The 14,215-nt window shown below is 63.0% G+C and carries 11 protein-coding genes; 7 read left to right on the plus strand and 4 right to left on the minus strand.

Annotation, left to right across the window (positions count from 1 at the left end):
• Positions 1–84 precede the first annotated feature (84 nt).
• The 3 genes from IFT76_RS09365 to IFT76_RS09375 all read left to right on the plus strand — a co-directional run bounded on the left by IFT76_RS09365 (position 85) and on the right by IFT76_RS09375 (position 3,120).
• Positions 85–1,059: a quinone oxidoreductase family protein gene (locus IFT76_RS09365; protein ID WP_192058067.1), complete on the plus strand. Its 975-nt coding sequence runs from the start codon at positions 85–87 to the stop codon at positions 1,057–1,059.
• Positions 1,056–1,979, plus strand: coding sequence for a LysR family transcriptional regulator (locus IFT76_RS09370; protein WP_192058069.1), 924 nt, complete (start codon positions 1,056–1,058; stop codon positions 1,977–1,979). The genes IFT76_RS09365 and IFT76_RS09370 overlap by 4 nt, the downstream gene beginning before the upstream one ends.
• Positions 1,980–2,472: 493 nt before the next feature.
• The gene (locus IFT76_RS09375) at positions 2,473–3,120 is read left to right on the plus strand and encodes a serine protease (RefSeq protein ID WP_192047769.1); all 648 of its coding nucleotides are present in this window, start codon (positions 2,473–2,475) and stop codon (positions 3,118–3,120) included.
• A gap of 94 nt (positions 3,121–3,214) precedes the next feature.
• Here the strand turns inward: IFT76_RS09375 and IFT76_RS09380 are convergent, their stop codons facing one another.
• Together IFT76_RS09380 and IFT76_RS09385 are read right to left on the minus strand one after the other, a co-directional pair.
• Entirely contained in the window at positions 3,215–3,676 is a 462-nt protein-coding gene (locus IFT76_RS09380; protein WP_122476136.1) for a PA2169 family four-helix-bundle protein, read from the minus strand.
• A 186-nt stretch (positions 3,677–3,862) separates the two neighbouring features.
• Positions 3,863–5,977 carry an ATP-binding protein gene (locus IFT76_RS09385; protein WP_192058071.1) on the minus strand — a complete coding sequence of 705 codons (2,115 nt, stop codon included), beginning with the start codon at positions 5,975–5,977 and terminating at the stop codon, positions 3,863–3,865.
• Between the two features lie 288 nt (positions 5,978–6,265).
• On the opposite strand from IFT76_RS09385, the gene IFT76_RS09390 reads away from it, so the two are divergent.
• Entirely contained in the window at positions 6,266–6,691 is a 426-nt protein-coding gene (locus tag IFT76_RS09390) for a cell wall hydrolase (RefSeq protein ID WP_192058074.1), read from the plus strand.
• Positions 6,692–6,986: 295 nt separating this feature from the next.
• The gene (locus tag IFT76_RS09395; RefSeq protein ID WP_192058075.1) at positions 6,987–9,410 is read left to right on the plus strand and encodes a glucose/quinate/shikimate family membrane-bound PQQ-dependent dehydrogenase; all 2,424 of its coding nucleotides are present in this window, start codon (positions 6,987–6,989) and stop codon (positions 9,408–9,410) included.
• Positions 9,411–9,904: 494 nt separating this feature from the next.
• Here the strand turns inward: IFT76_RS09395 and IFT76_RS09400 are convergent, their stop codons facing one another.
• Positions 9,905–10,369, minus strand: a complete 465-nt coding sequence (locus IFT76_RS09400) for a GreA/GreB family elongation factor (RefSeq protein WP_122476129.1) — start codon at positions 10,367–10,369, stop codon at positions 9,905–9,907.
• A 122-nt stretch (positions 10,370–10,491) separates the two neighbouring features.
• Here IFT76_RS09400 and earP point away from each other — a divergent pair, with 122 nt between their 5' ends.
• Together earP and IFT76_RS09410 are read left to right on the plus strand one after the other, a co-directional pair.
• Positions 10,492–11,634, plus strand: coding sequence for an elongation factor P maturation arginine rhamnosyltransferase EarP (earP, locus tag IFT76_RS09405; RefSeq protein WP_192058077.1), 1,143 nt, complete (start codon positions 10,492–10,494; stop codon positions 11,632–11,634).
• A gap of 49 nt (positions 11,635–11,683) precedes the next feature.
• The gene (locus IFT76_RS09410) at positions 11,684–12,253 is read left to right on the plus strand and encodes an elongation factor P (RefSeq protein ID WP_049858924.1); all 570 of its coding nucleotides are present in this window, start codon (positions 11,684–11,686) and stop codon (positions 12,251–12,253) included.
• A 184-nt stretch (positions 12,254–12,437) separates the two neighbouring features.
• On the opposite strand, the gene IFT76_RS09415 is transcribed toward IFT76_RS09410, so the two are convergent.
• Positions 12,438–14,177 carry an IlvD/Edd family dehydratase gene (locus IFT76_RS09415; RefSeq protein ID WP_192058079.1) on the minus strand — a complete coding sequence of 580 codons (1,740 nt, stop codon included), beginning with the start codon at positions 14,175–14,177 and terminating at the stop codon, positions 12,438–12,440.
• Positions 14,178–14,215: the final 38 nt, after the last annotated feature.

Here is a 14,215-nt window from a genome sequence, read left to right on the forward strand (position 1 = left end):
GGTATATACTGCAGATTCACCGTCTTGTGTAACGCTGGGCGCGTTTCCATACTCGTCGGCACTATTGACCGACTGGAGAACGACATGGCCGCAGTGATCCGTTTCAATCAACCCGGTGATTCCTCCGTGCTGTGGGAAGACACCGTGGTCGAGCAGGCGCCGGGCGAAGGGCAGGCGTGGCTGCAGCAGGCGGCCGTGGGCGTGAACTACCTGGATGTCACCCAGCGCAATGGTGCGGTCAAGGTACCGCTGCCGTCCGGCTTGGGCCTGGAAGGCGCGGGCACCGTGATCTCGGTGGGGCCAGGGGTGACCAACGTGCAGCCAGGCGACCGCGTCGCCTATGCCACCGGGCCCTTGGGCGGCTATGCGGCGCAAAGGCTCTATCCGGCCGAACGGCTGGTGAAGCTGCCGGCCGGGGTCAGCTTCGAGCAGGCCGCGGCCGTGTTGTTCAAAGGCATCACTGCACAGTACCTGTTGAAATCCACCTACCCGGTAGGCCCCGGTACGACGATGCTGCTGTACGGCGTCGCCGGCGGCCTGGGCCAGATCATGGGGCAGTGGGCCAAACACCTGGGGGCGTACGTCATCGGTGTGGTGTCCAAACCCGAGAGCGTCGAGCGGGCAAAGGCGGTGGGCTGCGACGAGGTGCTGGTATTCGATGCGGCCACGCTCGCCGCGGACGTGGCCAAGCTCACCCAGGGGCGCAAGGTCGATGTGGTCTACGACCCGATTGGTCGTATCTCCTTCGAAGCGTCGCTGGACAGCCTGCGTCCGCGCGGCCTGATGGTGTCGTTCGGCGCATCGTCGGGTGCGCCCGGCGCGGTCGAGCTGTCGACTCTCAACGGCAAGGGGTCGCTGTTCCTGACCCGACCTTCCATCGTTGCGCACACCGCGTCCACAGCCGAGTACCAGGAGCGCGCGGCCGACGTGCTGGCGGCGGTCGAGGCGGGCATCATCACCCCGCGGATCTGGAAGACCTATCCCTTGACCGAAGCGGCTCGCGCCCATGAGGCGCTCGAATCGGGTCAGTCCGGCGGGGCGATCATTCTCGCCCCATGACCCCGGACCTGCTCGACGGTCAGCACAGCGACGAGATCGCCGCCTTCCTGGCCGTGGCCAGCCAAGGCTCGTTCGTCGCTGCCGGTCGCTTGCTCCAGCGTCATCCCACGGTGATCTCCAAGCGTCTGGCCGCCCTGGAAAAGCGGCTGGGCGTGCGCCTCATGGAGCGCTCCACTCGCCAGGTCCGGATTACCGAAGTCGGCGCCAAGCTGGAACAGCGCCTGCGCTCAGCCCTGAGCCAGATTGCCGAAGCCGAGCAGCAGGCCACGTCAGGCGTTTCCCAGGTGCGCGGGGTCCTGCGCCTGGCGCTGCCAGCGGCCATGGGGCGCCTGTGGGTGGCCCCGTTGTTGCCCGAGTTCTTGAGCGCACACCCCGGTGTGTCGATCGTTGCCGACTACAGCGAGCACGTCGTCGACATCATCGAGCAAGGCTATGACCTGGCCTTGCGCATCGGCGAGCTGGAAGACAGCCGACTGATTGCCAACAAGCTCTGCGACCATCGCCGCATTCTCTGTGCATCCCCTGCCTACGTGGAACGCTGCGGCATGCCGCTGATGCCTGCAGATCTGGTCAGGCACAACTGCCTGCGTTTCAGCGGGCTGGCCTCGTTTCCGGAATGGAAGCTGCACCGCGCAGACCGTCAGGAAAGCGTGACCACGCAAGGCACCCTGACATCCAACGACAGCGAAACCCTGCTCAGCGCCGCAATGGCCGGCACGGGCATTCTGGGTGCGGGCGAATGGCTGATGAGCCGCCAGCTGGCGTCCGGCGACCTGGTTCAGATACTGCCCGACTGGCGATTGGACTCAGTGGGCGGAATCTACCTGATACGACCTTCTTCGAAGTTTCCGGCAGCAACCGTCCTGGCATTCAAGGCCTGGATCGAATCGCACTTCGTCGATGGGCCGCCTTGGGAGTAGGTGTGCGGCGCAAGGGTCATGCTGGCGTCCGCCAGCGGAATCGGAACCACGTCACAGTAGTAGCATATTGCTATTAAAGACTTCCTCGACCCGTCCGATACCCTTTTCACTGTGCAACCAAAATAAATGGCCATGTGCCATTATTCTTGTTGCCGGTGAAAGATGGATGATGTCATAATGTCATCATCGGCCACCACGTCCCGAATTTTGGAGCGTCGTGGCTTTGGTTGGCCGGACGTGGCGTTCGAAGGCTCGCAATGCTTCGCGATCATGCCCACCAACACCCGATCACGCTGTCAGTCACGATCCGACAGGATCGCCAGGGAACAATGGCGGCCTGGAACACCGCGTAGCGCACGGCATCAACGCGCCGGTTTCCAGGGTCTTTACAAACACTCGCGCACGCGAACCTATTCTCGTCCAGAGGGATGAGAACCACGCAAGCAAGGTTGCTTCAATAGTCCCAGAAATGGGATTGCTACACTGGAATACGATGAATCGATCTATCTGCCTGATGTTCGGCCTGCTTCTGTCCGGCTGCAATGGCATGCCAACTCCCTTTGTCAGCGATGCCGCCTACAAAGACGCTTTCATGGTCACCTCGAGTCTTCCCGCCCCTCTCCTGTATCAGGCCTCGGCCGTGCAATGGAATGAGGATTACGCGGTTTCTGCCAAGCACACCCCTTACCTCAGTGACGTTGCGCACCGTGGTCGTGGCGATGTGGTCTTCATCAAGCGCAAGGCTGCTGCGGCTCCCCACTGGCGTCAGGCATCGGTCGGCGAAAACGTCACCGCCGTCGGCTTCAGTCCACTGTTGATGCCCGTCAAAGGCAGCGGCAAGGTGAAGGAAGGCAAGTTGCTGCTCAGCAACCTCAACGATGGCGTGCTCTATTCCATCCACGACGGTCCGAGTGCCATGGGCATGTCGGGTGGTCCGGTGTATGCGGATGACGGCTCGGTAGTCGGCATTACGGTGGCATTCGTGCCGACGCGCTACACCCAGTCCATGACCAATACCGACCTGGCCGACGCCAAGCGGGTGAGTGTGTTCATGAGCTACAAGGAAATCGACAAGGAATGGCATCGCTTTCAGGGCGACGTCAAAGTACCGGCCCCAGTCATGGGCTATGTGACACGTTGAGTCGATCGGGTAACGGCGGGGATGTTGTCAAGGCGGGGGGCGTTGCGGGTAAAGCACGGCTCGGGCGGCCTTGGCAGCCGCCCAAGCCCCTCACTCATTTCTGAGCGCGAGCTGCGTCACGCAGTGCCTTGATCTTGTCATGGTTGCGCATGACGCCATCGAACTGCTTCTGGATCACGGCGCGTACCTCAGGGGTCACGTCATGGTTTTCCAGCGCTTTGGTGTAGCTCTTCTTGGCAACGTCTTCGCCGCGCTCTGCTTCGTTGAGCAGTGCGACGTCGTCCTTGCCGGTGATGGCCGACTTCAGGTCGACCCAACGACGGTGCAGATCGCCTGCAACGCTGGTGGTGGTTTCGGGTTCGCCACCGAGCTTGCGTACTTCGTTCTGCAGTTCTGCAGCACCGCTGGCGGTGTCGGAAGCGGCGGCTGCGAAGACTGCCTTCAGCTCAGGGTTGTTGGTGTTTTCGGCGAGATCCTTGAAACCAGCCTCACCATCTTTCGATGTTTCGATGAGGTCGTTGAGTACCTTGATCGTTTCTTTATGAGCGTCGGTCATTTCAAAATCTCCTTGGTGGACGGTCTGGCTCAGACCCAAGAGGCAGCCATGGCGTAGGCATGGTACGTACGCTGTGTTTAGGTCGCCCTGTTTGGCGGAAGGTTCCGATTTTTTTGAAATGGGCGCTTAGGCAGTCCTTTCAGGCGCATTTTTGCGGAGCACAAATCGGCCAGGCGCCCACCACCGTCAGGTGTTCGGCCCTGGCGCGCCGGCCAACTCTCTGACCAGTCGGTCCAGCTCGTCGAGTTCGAACGGTTTGCGCAGCACCACCGCACCGTCGATGGCATCCAGTGCAAGGGTGTCGGCATAGCCACTGATGAAGATGATCGGTAGCTGGGGGACGAGCTGGCGTGCCTTGCGCGCTAGCTCGGCGCCATTCATCTCCGGCATCAGGAAGTCGATGACGGCTGCGGCGCAGCGCGTGTTGCCCAGTATTGCCAGGGCCTTGCCACCACGATCGGCCTCGAGCACTTCATAGCCGCGTCCACGCAGGTCGTCGACCAGTACCGTGCGCACTGCATCGTCATCGTCGACCACCAGCACCGGCAGAGCGAGAGGGGCGAGCGGCGCCGCGACGCTGGTCGGCTGTGGGCCGATCGAGTTCGCGCGCGGACGCTCGGCCATTGGCAGCACCAGCTCGAAGGTCGAGCCTTGGCCCGGCTCACTGGTGATCTTCAGGTCGCCGCCACATTGACGGCACAGGCCGTAGACCTGCGCCAGGCCCAGCCCGGTGCCGCGGCCCGATTCCTTGGTGGTGAAGAACGGCTCGCACGCCTTGGCCAGCACTTCCGCGGACATGCCGGTACCACTGTCGCTGACCCGGATCGATACGCTGGGCGGTGTACCCGGCGGAGCGGTCGGCGAGCATTTGACGGTGAACCAGCCGCCGTCGGGCATCGCGTCCCTGGCGTTCAGGGCGAGGTTGAGTATGGCCATTTCCAATTGCAGGGGGTCGGTGCTGACGAACAGGCTGCGGTCGGGCGTCTGCATGTCGATATTGATGTCGGGGCCCAGCGCGTTGCCAACCAGTTCGAAGGCCGCAGTGACGGTGTCGGCAAGGCTGACTGCCGATACGTTCAGCCGTTGCGTACGCGAGAACGCTAGCAGCTGCCCGGTCAGGCGAATGCCCTTTTCCGTGGACAGCGTCGCCCGAGTCACGTACTTCGAGGCCTTGGGATCGCTCTCGACGTGGCGATGCAGCAGCTCGAGGTTGCCTGAAATACCCATCAGCAGGTTGTTGAAATCATGGGCGATACCGCCCGTCAGTTGTCCGATTGCATCCAGGCGTTGGGCGCGGTTCATCACCTGTTCGGCGACGATGCGTTGCGCCGACTCCTGTTCCAGTTCGGCGCGCTTCTGATCCAGCTCCAGTTCCAGACGCTGCCTGATGGTGGTTTCCAGGCGACGCTGCTTCTGCCGTTGCAGGTCCAGGCGCGCCGTGACCCGGCCGTCCTTGATGATCAGGATGACCAGCGGCAGAAATACCGTCGCCACCACCAGGGCCAGGGCGGCGGGCGCACCGATGGCGCGGGCGTTGATGGCCGACAGCAACAGCCAGCCGATCACTGGCAGGATGGCCGTGAGCAGCAATTGCCGACGGGTGACTGCGCCTGCACGGTTGCTCAGCGTGACCACGTTCAGCCAACCCTGATCGGCCTGAAAAAGCATCGTTGAAACAGCCAGGCAGGCCAGCGCTGCAGCGGTGTGGACCGCCATGGCATTGAACAGCAGCACCGAGTACAAATCCTTGACGCCGTAGGCATAGCCCAGCAGGCCGATGCCGGCCAGGCCGAAGGCGAGCAGGGCAAGCACATCGCAGGCTTTGTGGCGGCCAGCCAACTGAGCCATGCGGGCCACGCCCAGCAAAGCCAGGCAGCTCGCCGTGGCCGGCGAAACGCTACCGACGAAGAGCTCCGAAGGCGGAAACAACCAGGCGTTCACCGTCGGGCTCAAGACGTCGGCACCAAGCAACAGGTGTGCGCCCAGCAAGGCGAATGCGATGCTCGAAGCCAGGCCGGCGAGCAACCAGCTGGGGCGTGCGCGACGTCCCAGGAGGCTGGACAGCGCCAGACCGCAAAGCGCCATGGCCGTCAACGGCGACATGCCCATCAGGCCCGCAAAGAGATAGCCCAGCAATGGCTGGCCAAGCACATATTCGCAGAGCGCCGTGGCACCGGTAAGCAGGGCCACCCATGACAACAGCTTGGCCACCCACCTGACCGATGTCGCGGCGTGCAGACGGCTCAGTCCCCAGCCGGAGGTGTGGGCACCGGTGTCCAGGTCGTCGTCGGGTGCGTGCATCGGCAATGGGACTCCGTGATGGGATGGTCGATCGAGGGCAGGTCGGCGCGGGGCGACGGACCGGGCATGGCGATGACATTTGTAAAGCCACTGCCACCAATTCTCAAGGCTTTGGCATCGACCTTTGGCACGGGAAACTGCAGCCGCGGCTTGGCAGGTGGGGAATCGTTACCGGCTGGCAAACCCCCGTGCAGCTCAGCAATCTGGCCGCGCTGGGCGAGCAGCCGGGACAGCCGCGAGGTTGTCGTCCAGTCCTGCCGCTACGGCCATTCACACGCAGAGATCACCATGACACACATTCAGCAGGTACACGACGTCGTTGCGCGAACGCTATGGGGTGAAGCCCGTGGCGAAGGCATTGCAGGGCAGATCGCGGTGGCGTGGGTCATCCGCAACCGTGTGCATGATGCCAATCCCCGGTCGTGGTGGGGCGAGGGCTACATCGGCGTGTGTCACAAATCCTGGCAGTTCAGTTGCTGGAACCCTGGTGACCCCAACTACCCCTACCTCAGCGGCGCTCGTCCCATTCCGCAGGCGCAATGGGCGCAGGCCCTGGTGGTGGCCGAGCAGGTCATTGCTGGCCGTACGGCGGACCCCACCGACGGTGCCACGCATTACCATGCGTTGCGCCTGTCCCCACCGCCAGCCTGGGCCGCTGGCGCGACGCGTACGCTAGTACTCGGCGGCCATGCGTTCTTCAAGGATGTGCCTTAAGGCCAGGTGCCGCTGAGGAAAACCCAGGCAGCGTTACAATCGGCGCAACAGTGTTTCACCCATCCACGCCGGGGCGATTTGTCGCAGCTGTCGGTTTTTTTTGATATCGTTGCGTAACTAACTAATTAGTTAATGCTGTGACGGCGCCCGTCGTTCCTCTTTGGAACCTGATCGGGAAGCCGTGCAGGTCGTGAAAGTTCGTCACGAGCATCGTCCCGACCAGCGTGTCGCGATGGCTTGCCTACACTTTGCTCAACCTTCCAGAAACGTTCATGCGTCAACAGGATCATGCAACATGACTAAGCCTCAACCTTCACCAGCGGTGCGCCGCTGGCCCATCTGGGTCGCTGCCTTGGGCGTACTCGTATTCGGACTGCTCTACCTGGCTGGCGGTGGCTACCTGGCCACCCTGGGCGGCAGTTGGTATTTCCTGCTGGCCGGCCTGGGCATGACCGTCGCCGCCATTGCCCTGTTCAAGTCGCGCCTGCTCGGCGCATGGCTGTTCGCAGCGGTCATGGTGCTGTCGGTGATCTGGGCGCTGGTCGACGCCGGGCTCAACTTCTGGCCGCAGATTTCCCGCCTGTTCGCGCTGGGTGTGCTGAGTCTGGTCGTGGCATTGGCGTATCCCACCTTGCGTCGCGCCAACGGGCTTAGCGGCGGTCGCGCCGGCTATGCGCTAGGCGCGCTGCTGGCAGTGGCCGTCGTGGCTGGCGCCGCCGGCATGTTCGTGCCGCATGCCTCGGTCGCCCCGACTGGGGAAGGCCCAGGCCTGACCCAGGTCACCCCTGCCAGTGCGCAGAAGGACTGGGCCCATTACGGCAACGACGAAGGCGGCAACCGCTTCGCCGCTCTCGACCAGATCAATCGCGACAACGTCGCCAGCCTGGTTCCAGCCTGGACCTACCACACCGGTGACGTCGCCATCAGCAACGGCAACGGAGCGGAAGACCAGGCCACACCGCTGCAGGTGGGTGACAAGGTGTTCATCTGCACTCCGCACAACAACATCATTGCGCTGAACGCCGACACTGGCAAAGAGCTTTGGAAAAACCAGATCAATGCTCAGGCTGCGGTCTGGCAGCGTTGCCGCGGCCTGGCCTACTTCGACGCCAGCAGTGCGGTGGTGGAGTCGAGCGAAGGCAATACGCCGGTCAAGGCCGTTGCGGTCGCGCCGGGTGCCAATTGCCAGCGTCGCTTGTTGACCAACACCATCGATGCCCGCCTGATTGCCGTGGATGCCGACACGGGCGAGTTCTGTGAAGGTTTCGGCAACAAGGGCCAGGTGGACCTGAAAGCGGGTCTGGGGAATGTCCCGGATTCCTACTATCAGTTGTCCTCCGCGCCGTTGATGGCCGGTACCACGGTAGTGGTCGGTGGTCGTGTCGCCGACAACGTCCAGGCGGACATGCCGGGCGGTGTGATCCGCGGTTTCGATGTGGTCACTGGCGAAATGCGCTGGGCGTTCGATCCGGGCAACCCCGAGGACAAGCAGGCGCCGACCGGCGACAACACCTATGTGCGCAGCACGCCCAACAGTTGGGCACCGATGTCGTACGATCCGAAGATGAACACCGTGTTCCTGCCCATGGGCAGTTCGTCGACCGATATCTACGGTGTCGAGCGCACGCCGCTGAATCACCGCTACGGTGCTTCGATCCTGGCGTTGAACGCGACCACCGGTGAAGAGAAGTGGGTCTACCAGACCGTACGCAACGACCTCTGGGACTTCGACCTGCCCATGCAGCCAACCCTGATGGACTTCCCCAAGCCTGACGGCAGCAGTGTGCCGGCAGTGGTGATCGGCACCAAGGCGGGGCAGATCTATGTGCTGGACCGCGCGACCGGTCAACCGCTGACGGCCGTGCAGGACATTCCAGTCAAGGGCTCGGACATTCCTGGCGAACCCTATGCCAAGACCCAGCCGTTGTCGGTGGGCATGCCGCAGATCGGCGCGCAACACCTGACCGAGTCGGACATGTGGGGTGCGACTCCGTTCGACCAGATGCTGTGCCGGATCTCGTTCAAGAAAATGCGCTATGAGGGTCTGTACACCGCGCCGGGTACCGATGTGTCGCTCAGCTTCCCGGGGTCTCTGGGTGGGATGAACTGGGGCAGCCTGTCGACCGATCCGGTGCATGGCTTCATCTTCGTGAATGACATGCGTCTGGGCCTGTGGGTACAGATGGTGCCTCAGCAGAAGGATGCCAAGGCGTCTTCGGGTGGCGAAGCGCTCAACACCGGCATGGGCGCGGTACCGCTCAAGGGCACGCCGTATGCGGTGAACAAGAACCGCTTCCTATCCATCGCCGGCATTCCGTGCCAGGCGCCGCCGTTCGGTACCTTGACCGCAATCGACATGAAGACCCAGAAAGTTGCCTGGCAGGTGCCAGTGGGGACCGTGGAAGATACCGGGCCGATGGGGGTGAAAATGCACCTGCCGCTTCCAATCGGCATGCCGACGCTGGGCGGCACGCTGTCGACCCAGGGCGGCCTGGTGTTCATTGCCGGTACCCAGGATTACTACCTGCGTGCGTTCAACTCGGCCACCGGCGAAGAGGCCTGGAAGGCTCGTCTGCCGGTTGGCAGCCAGGGCGGCCCGATGACCTTCGTTTCGCCCAAGACGGGCAAGCAGTACGTGGTCATCACCGCGGGTGGTGCGCGCCAGTCGCCGGATCGCGGTGACTACGTGATCGCGTACGCGCTGCCCGACAAGAAGTAACCCCCACGCCGCGTGCATGGCACTCGCCGTGTACCCGGCAAACCGCGCCGAGGCCGGACGCGGCTTGCGCCGCTGCTACAGGGGATCGCAGCGTCAATGTTGCACGCGGTGTGCCAAACAAACCGCGTTGCACACAGAGGCGGCTTGCACCATCCCTGTAGCAGCGGCGCGAGCCGCGTCGGCGGCGCATGCGGTGTATCAGACAATCCGCGCCGAGGCCGGACGCGGCTTGCGCCGCTGCTACAGGGGATCGCAGCGTCAATGTTGCACGCGGTGTGCCAAACAAACCGCGTTGCACACAGAGGCGGCTTGCACCATCCCTGTAGCAGCGGCGCGAGCCGCGTCGGCGGCGCATGCGGTGTATCAGACAATCCGCGTTGAGGCCGGACGCGGCTTGCGCCGCTGCTACAGGGGATCGCAGCGTCAATGTTGCACGCGGTGTACCAGGCAAGCCGCGTCAACGGTTCACGCGGTGTGTCTACTTGCGCCGGGCGTCAAATCACCTGGGCAATGACCTGAACATTGCCCGCCATGCTGACCTCATCATCCACGCTCTTGCCCAACAGGCTTTGCCCCAAGGGCGAGCGCGGGGTGATGACCATGACCGGGCAGCCTTCGAAATCCAGCTTCAACCCCGCCGCATCGGGCCCCAGGAAAAACCACTGGCGCACACCGCTTTCCGAATCCAGCGCCACCAGTGCGCCCAGTTCGATCCCTGCCTGAAGATCACGCAACTGCAGTGCACGGAATTTCGCCAACCCGTGGCGAATCTCTTCCATGCGCCGCGCTTGCCCGGTGGCCAGGTAGGACGCCTCCAACCCGAGCGTGTCGTACTTGTTCTCGGCCACGTTCTCTTCATGGGTGGCGGTTTCATAGGCCGTCTGCGCGGCACGCTGAGCCACGTCCAGATCAACGGTCAGGCGTTCGATGATGGCTTGCAACAGGGCAGGTTTGTTCATGGTTGGACTGACGGTGGGAACGAGCGGGCAATTGTCGCACGAACCGCCTTTAGTGCTTCTGTGCGCGGACGTTTATGCGGACAATAGCCGGCTTTGTGTAAACGTTTGCGTTGGAGTCAGCCATGAAGGCCACCTGGGACATTTTCTGCACGGTCGTGGACAACTACGGCGACATCGGCATCACCTGGCGCCTGGCCCGCCAACTGCAGGTCGAACACGGTATGCAGGTGCGCCTGTGGGTCGACGATTTGGTGCCATTCGCCCGTCTGTGGCCTGCCGCCAGCGCCGAACAGCCGCAGCAGTGGCATGACGGCGTGGAAGTCCGCCATTGGCGCGGCGAATGGCAGGCCACCGAGGTTGCTGATGTGGTGGTAGGTGCTTTCGCCTGCAAGCTGCCGCCTGAATACGTCGACGCCATGGCAGCGCGCAGCCGGTCCCCGTTGTGGTTGAACCTTGATTACCTCAGCGCCGAAACCTGGGTCGATGGCTGCCACGGCTTGCCGTCGCCGCAGCCGGGCGGGCTGCGCAAGTTCTTCTTCTTTCCCGGCTTCACCACCGGTACCGGAGGTTTGCTGCGCGAAGCCTGCCTGGTCGAGCACCGCGAGGCCTTCGAAGCCGATCCCGCAGCGCGGCAGAGGTTTCTGGCCGGGCTGGGTGTCGAGCCCGAACCGGGCGCCCGCCTGTTGTCGCTGTTCGCCTATGAGCACAGCGGGCTGGGGTCGTGGCTGGATGCCCTGGCCGATGACACGCGCAGCAACCACCTGCTGGTCCCCGAAGGCCGAGTGCTGGCCGACGTGCGCCAATGGTTGGGCGAGGCATCGCTGGACGTCGGCAGCCAGGTACAACGGGGCAGCCTGAAGGTGCAGGTGCTGCCGTTCGTCCGTCAGAGCGAATACGACCGGCTGCTGTGGTGCTGCGATTTCAATGCCGTGCGCGGTGAGGACTCGTTCGTTCGCGCCCAGTGGGCGGCCGCACCGATGGTCTGGCATATCTATGTCCAGGAGGAATACGCGCACTGGGAAAAACTCGAGGCGTTTCTCGATCGCTACGGCCAGGGCCTCTCGCCCGCAGCCTATGCCGCGTTGCGCGGGCTGTGGCGGGCCTGGAACCAGAGCGTGGAGGGCGCCGACATCGGCCCGGCATGGCGCGAGGCCATTCGGCACTGGCCGGAACTGGTCGCGCACGCGCGGCAATGGTGCGCCACACAGGCCACTCAGCCTGATCTTGCAACGACGCTGGTGCAGTTTTACCGAAATTGGCTATGATACGCGGCCTAGATTTTTGTAAATCACCATCCAAATTCGGATATTCGTAATGAAAACTGGTAAAGAACTGAAACCCGGTACCGTGATCCGTATCGACAACGACCCTTGGTTGGTTCAGAAAGCTGAATTCACCAAGTCGGGCCGTAACAGCGCGATCATGAAGACCAAGCTGAAGAACCTGCTGACCGGCTACAAGACCGAAACCGTCTACAGTGCCGACGACAAGCTGGACGACGTGATCCTGGACCGCAAGGAAGCGACCCTGTCGTTCATCAGCGGTGACAGCTACACGTTCATGGATACCACCGACTACACCATGTACGAACTGAACGCCGAAGACATCGAGGCCGTTCTGCCATTCGTGGAAGAAGGCATGACCGACGTCTGCGAAGCCGTGTTCTTCGAAGAGCGTCTAGTCAGCGTCGAGCTGCCGACCACCATCGTGCGCCAGGTCGACTACACCGAAGGTTCCGCTCGCGGCGACACTTCGGGCAAGGTGATGAAGCCTGCCAAACTGAAGAACGGTACCGAGCTGAGCGTTGCGGACTTCATCGAGATCGGCGACATGATCGAGATCGACACCCGTGAAGGCGGTTCGTACAAAGGTCGCGCCAAGTAAGCTTCCGGCCTGCTTGACTGCGATGCAAAAACCCGACCTGGAGTCGGGTTTTTTTATGCCCAATCACCGCCTATTCCGTAGGAGCGGTCATCGGCCGCGAAAAATTCACCACGGTATACCTGTCACACCGCGGTGCTCTTTTCGCGGCCACTGGCCGCTCCTACAGGCCGGCGGGGCGGGGGGGTCAATGCGAATGCCGCGGCACCTCGGACCCCCTGCAGCCGACCAGGAAATCGAAATCACAGCCCTGGTCTGCCTGCATCACGTGGTCGATGTACAGCTGCCGATAGCCGCCCACCAGCAACGATTGCGCCGGTGCCTGCCAGTCGGCCAGGCGGGCCTGCAGCTCGCTGTCGGAGATGTCCAGGTGCAACCGTCCGCTGGCGCAGTCCAGCTCGATGAAATCACCCTCGCGAACCACTGCCAGCGGGCCCCCGGCGGCCGCTTCCGGCGCCACGTGCAGCACCACCGTGCCGTAGGCCGTGCCGCTCATGCGCGCATCCGAAATGCGCACCATATCGGTCACTCCCTGTGCCAGCAGCTTGGCCGGCAGGCCCATGTTGCCGACCTCGGCCATGCCTGGATAACCCTTGGGTCCACAGTTCTTCATGACCAGGATGGAGCTGGCGTCCACGTCCAGGTCCGGATCGTTGATGCGTGCCTTGTACATGTCGAAGTTTTCGAACACCACCGCGCGGCCGCGATGGGTCATCAGCGCCGGGGTCGCGGCCGAGGGCTTGAGCACTGCCCCCAGCGGCGCCAGGTTACCGCGTAACACGCAGATTCCGCCGTCGGCCACCAATGGATTGTCGATGGCGCGGATCACCTCGTCCTCGCCATAGATCGGCGAATGCTGCACGTTCTGCCACAGTGACTGACCGTTGACCGTCAAGGCGTCTGGATGAGGAATCAGGCCGTTTTCACCCAGGCGTCGCAGCACGGCTGGCAGGCCGCCGGCATAGTAGAACTCTTCCATCAGGAAGCGCCCGGAGGGCTGCAGGTCCACCAGGGTCGGCGTGCCACGGCCGATCCGGGTCCAGTCGTCGAGCTCCAGCTCGACGCCGATACGCCCGGCAATCGCCTTGAGATGGATCACCGCATTGGTCGATCCGCCAATGGCCGCATTCACGCGGATGGCGTTTTCGAACGCCTCTTTAGTCAGGATCTTGGACAGGCGCAAGTCTTCGCGGACCATCGCCACCGCCCGCATGCCGGACATGTGCGCCAGCACGTAGCGGCGCGAATCCACCGCCGGAATGGCCGCATTGTGCGGCAGCGAGGTGCCCAGTGCCTCGGCCATGCAGGCCATGGTGGAGGCCGTGCCCATGGTGTTGCAGGTACCGGCCGAGCGCGACATGCCGGCTTCGGCGGAGAGAAATTCGTCCAGGCTGATCTGGCCGGCCTTGTACGACTCATGCATCTGCCAGACGATGGTGCCGGCACCGATGTCGCGGCCCTTGTGCTTGCCGTTGAGCATCGGCCCGCCCGTGACCACGATGGCCGGTACGTCGCAGCTCGCCGCGCCCATCAGCAGGGCAGGGGTGGTCTTGTCGCAGCCGGTGAGCAGCACCACGCCGTCGATCGGGTTGCCGCGAATGGCTTCCTCGACGTCCATGCTCGCCAGGTTGCGGGTCAGCATCGCCGTGGGCCGCAGGTTGGACTCGCCATTGGAGAACACCGGGAATTCCACCGGAAAACCACCGGCTTCGATCACGCCCCGCTTGACGTGTTCGGCGATGGTACGGAAGTGGGCGTTGCACGGCGTCAGCTCGGACCAGGTGTTGCAGATGCCGATGATCGGCTTGCCGTTGAACTGGTGGTCGGCGATGCCTTGGTTCTTCATCCAGCTGCGGTACATGAAGCCGTTCTTGTCTGCCGTACCGAACCATTGGGCCGAGCGCAGGGGCGTTTTGTTATCAGGCATGGTGGCTCTCTTATTGTAAGACTTGTTTTTGTGTATGC

Origin of the sequence: Pseudomonas sp. CFBP 13727, from assembly GCF_014841915.1 — a bacterium.
Classification (GTDB): Bacteria; Pseudomonadota; Gammaproteobacteria; order Pseudomonadales; family Pseudomonadaceae; genus Aquipseudomonas; species Aquipseudomonas baltica.

Coding starts and splice junctions, on each gene's coding strand:
- IFT76_RS09365 (WP_192058067.1), top strand. CDS start 85: ATGGCCGCAGTGATCCGTTTCAATCAACCCGGTGATTCCTCCGTGCTG.
- IFT76_RS09370 (WP_192058069.1), top strand. CDS start 1,056: ATGACCCCGGACCTGCTCGACGGTCAGCACAGCGACGAGATCGCCGCC.
- IFT76_RS09375 (WP_192047769.1), top strand. CDS start 2,473: ATGAATCGATCTATCTGCCTGATGTTCGGCCTGCTTCTGTCCGGCTGC.
- IFT76_RS09380 (WP_122476136.1), bottom strand. CDS start 3,676: ATGACCGACGCTCATAAAGAAACGATCAAGGTACTCAACGACCTCATC.
- IFT76_RS09385 (WP_192058071.1), bottom strand. CDS start 5,977: ATGCACGCACCCGACGACGACCTGGACACCGGTGCCCACACCTCCGGC.
- IFT76_RS09390 (WP_192058074.1), top strand. CDS start 6,266: ATGACACACATTCAGCAGGTACACGACGTCGTTGCGCGAACGCTATGG.
- IFT76_RS09395 (WP_192058075.1), top strand. CDS start 6,987: ATGACTAAGCCTCAACCTTCACCAGCGGTGCGCCGCTGGCCCATCTGG.
- IFT76_RS09400 (WP_122476129.1), bottom strand. CDS start 10,369: ATGAACAAACCTGCCCTGTTGCAAGCCATCATCGAACGCCTGACCGTT.
- earP (WP_192058077.1), top strand. CDS start 10,492: ATGAAGGCCACCTGGGACATTTTCTGCACGGTCGTGGACAACTACGGC.
- IFT76_RS09410 (WP_049858924.1), top strand. CDS start 11,684: ATGAAAACTGGTAAAGAACTGAAACCCGGTACCGTGATCCGTATCGAC.
- IFT76_RS09415 (WP_192058079.1), bottom strand. CDS start 14,177: ATGCCTGATAACAAAACGCCCCTGCGCTCGGCCCAATGGTTCGGTACG.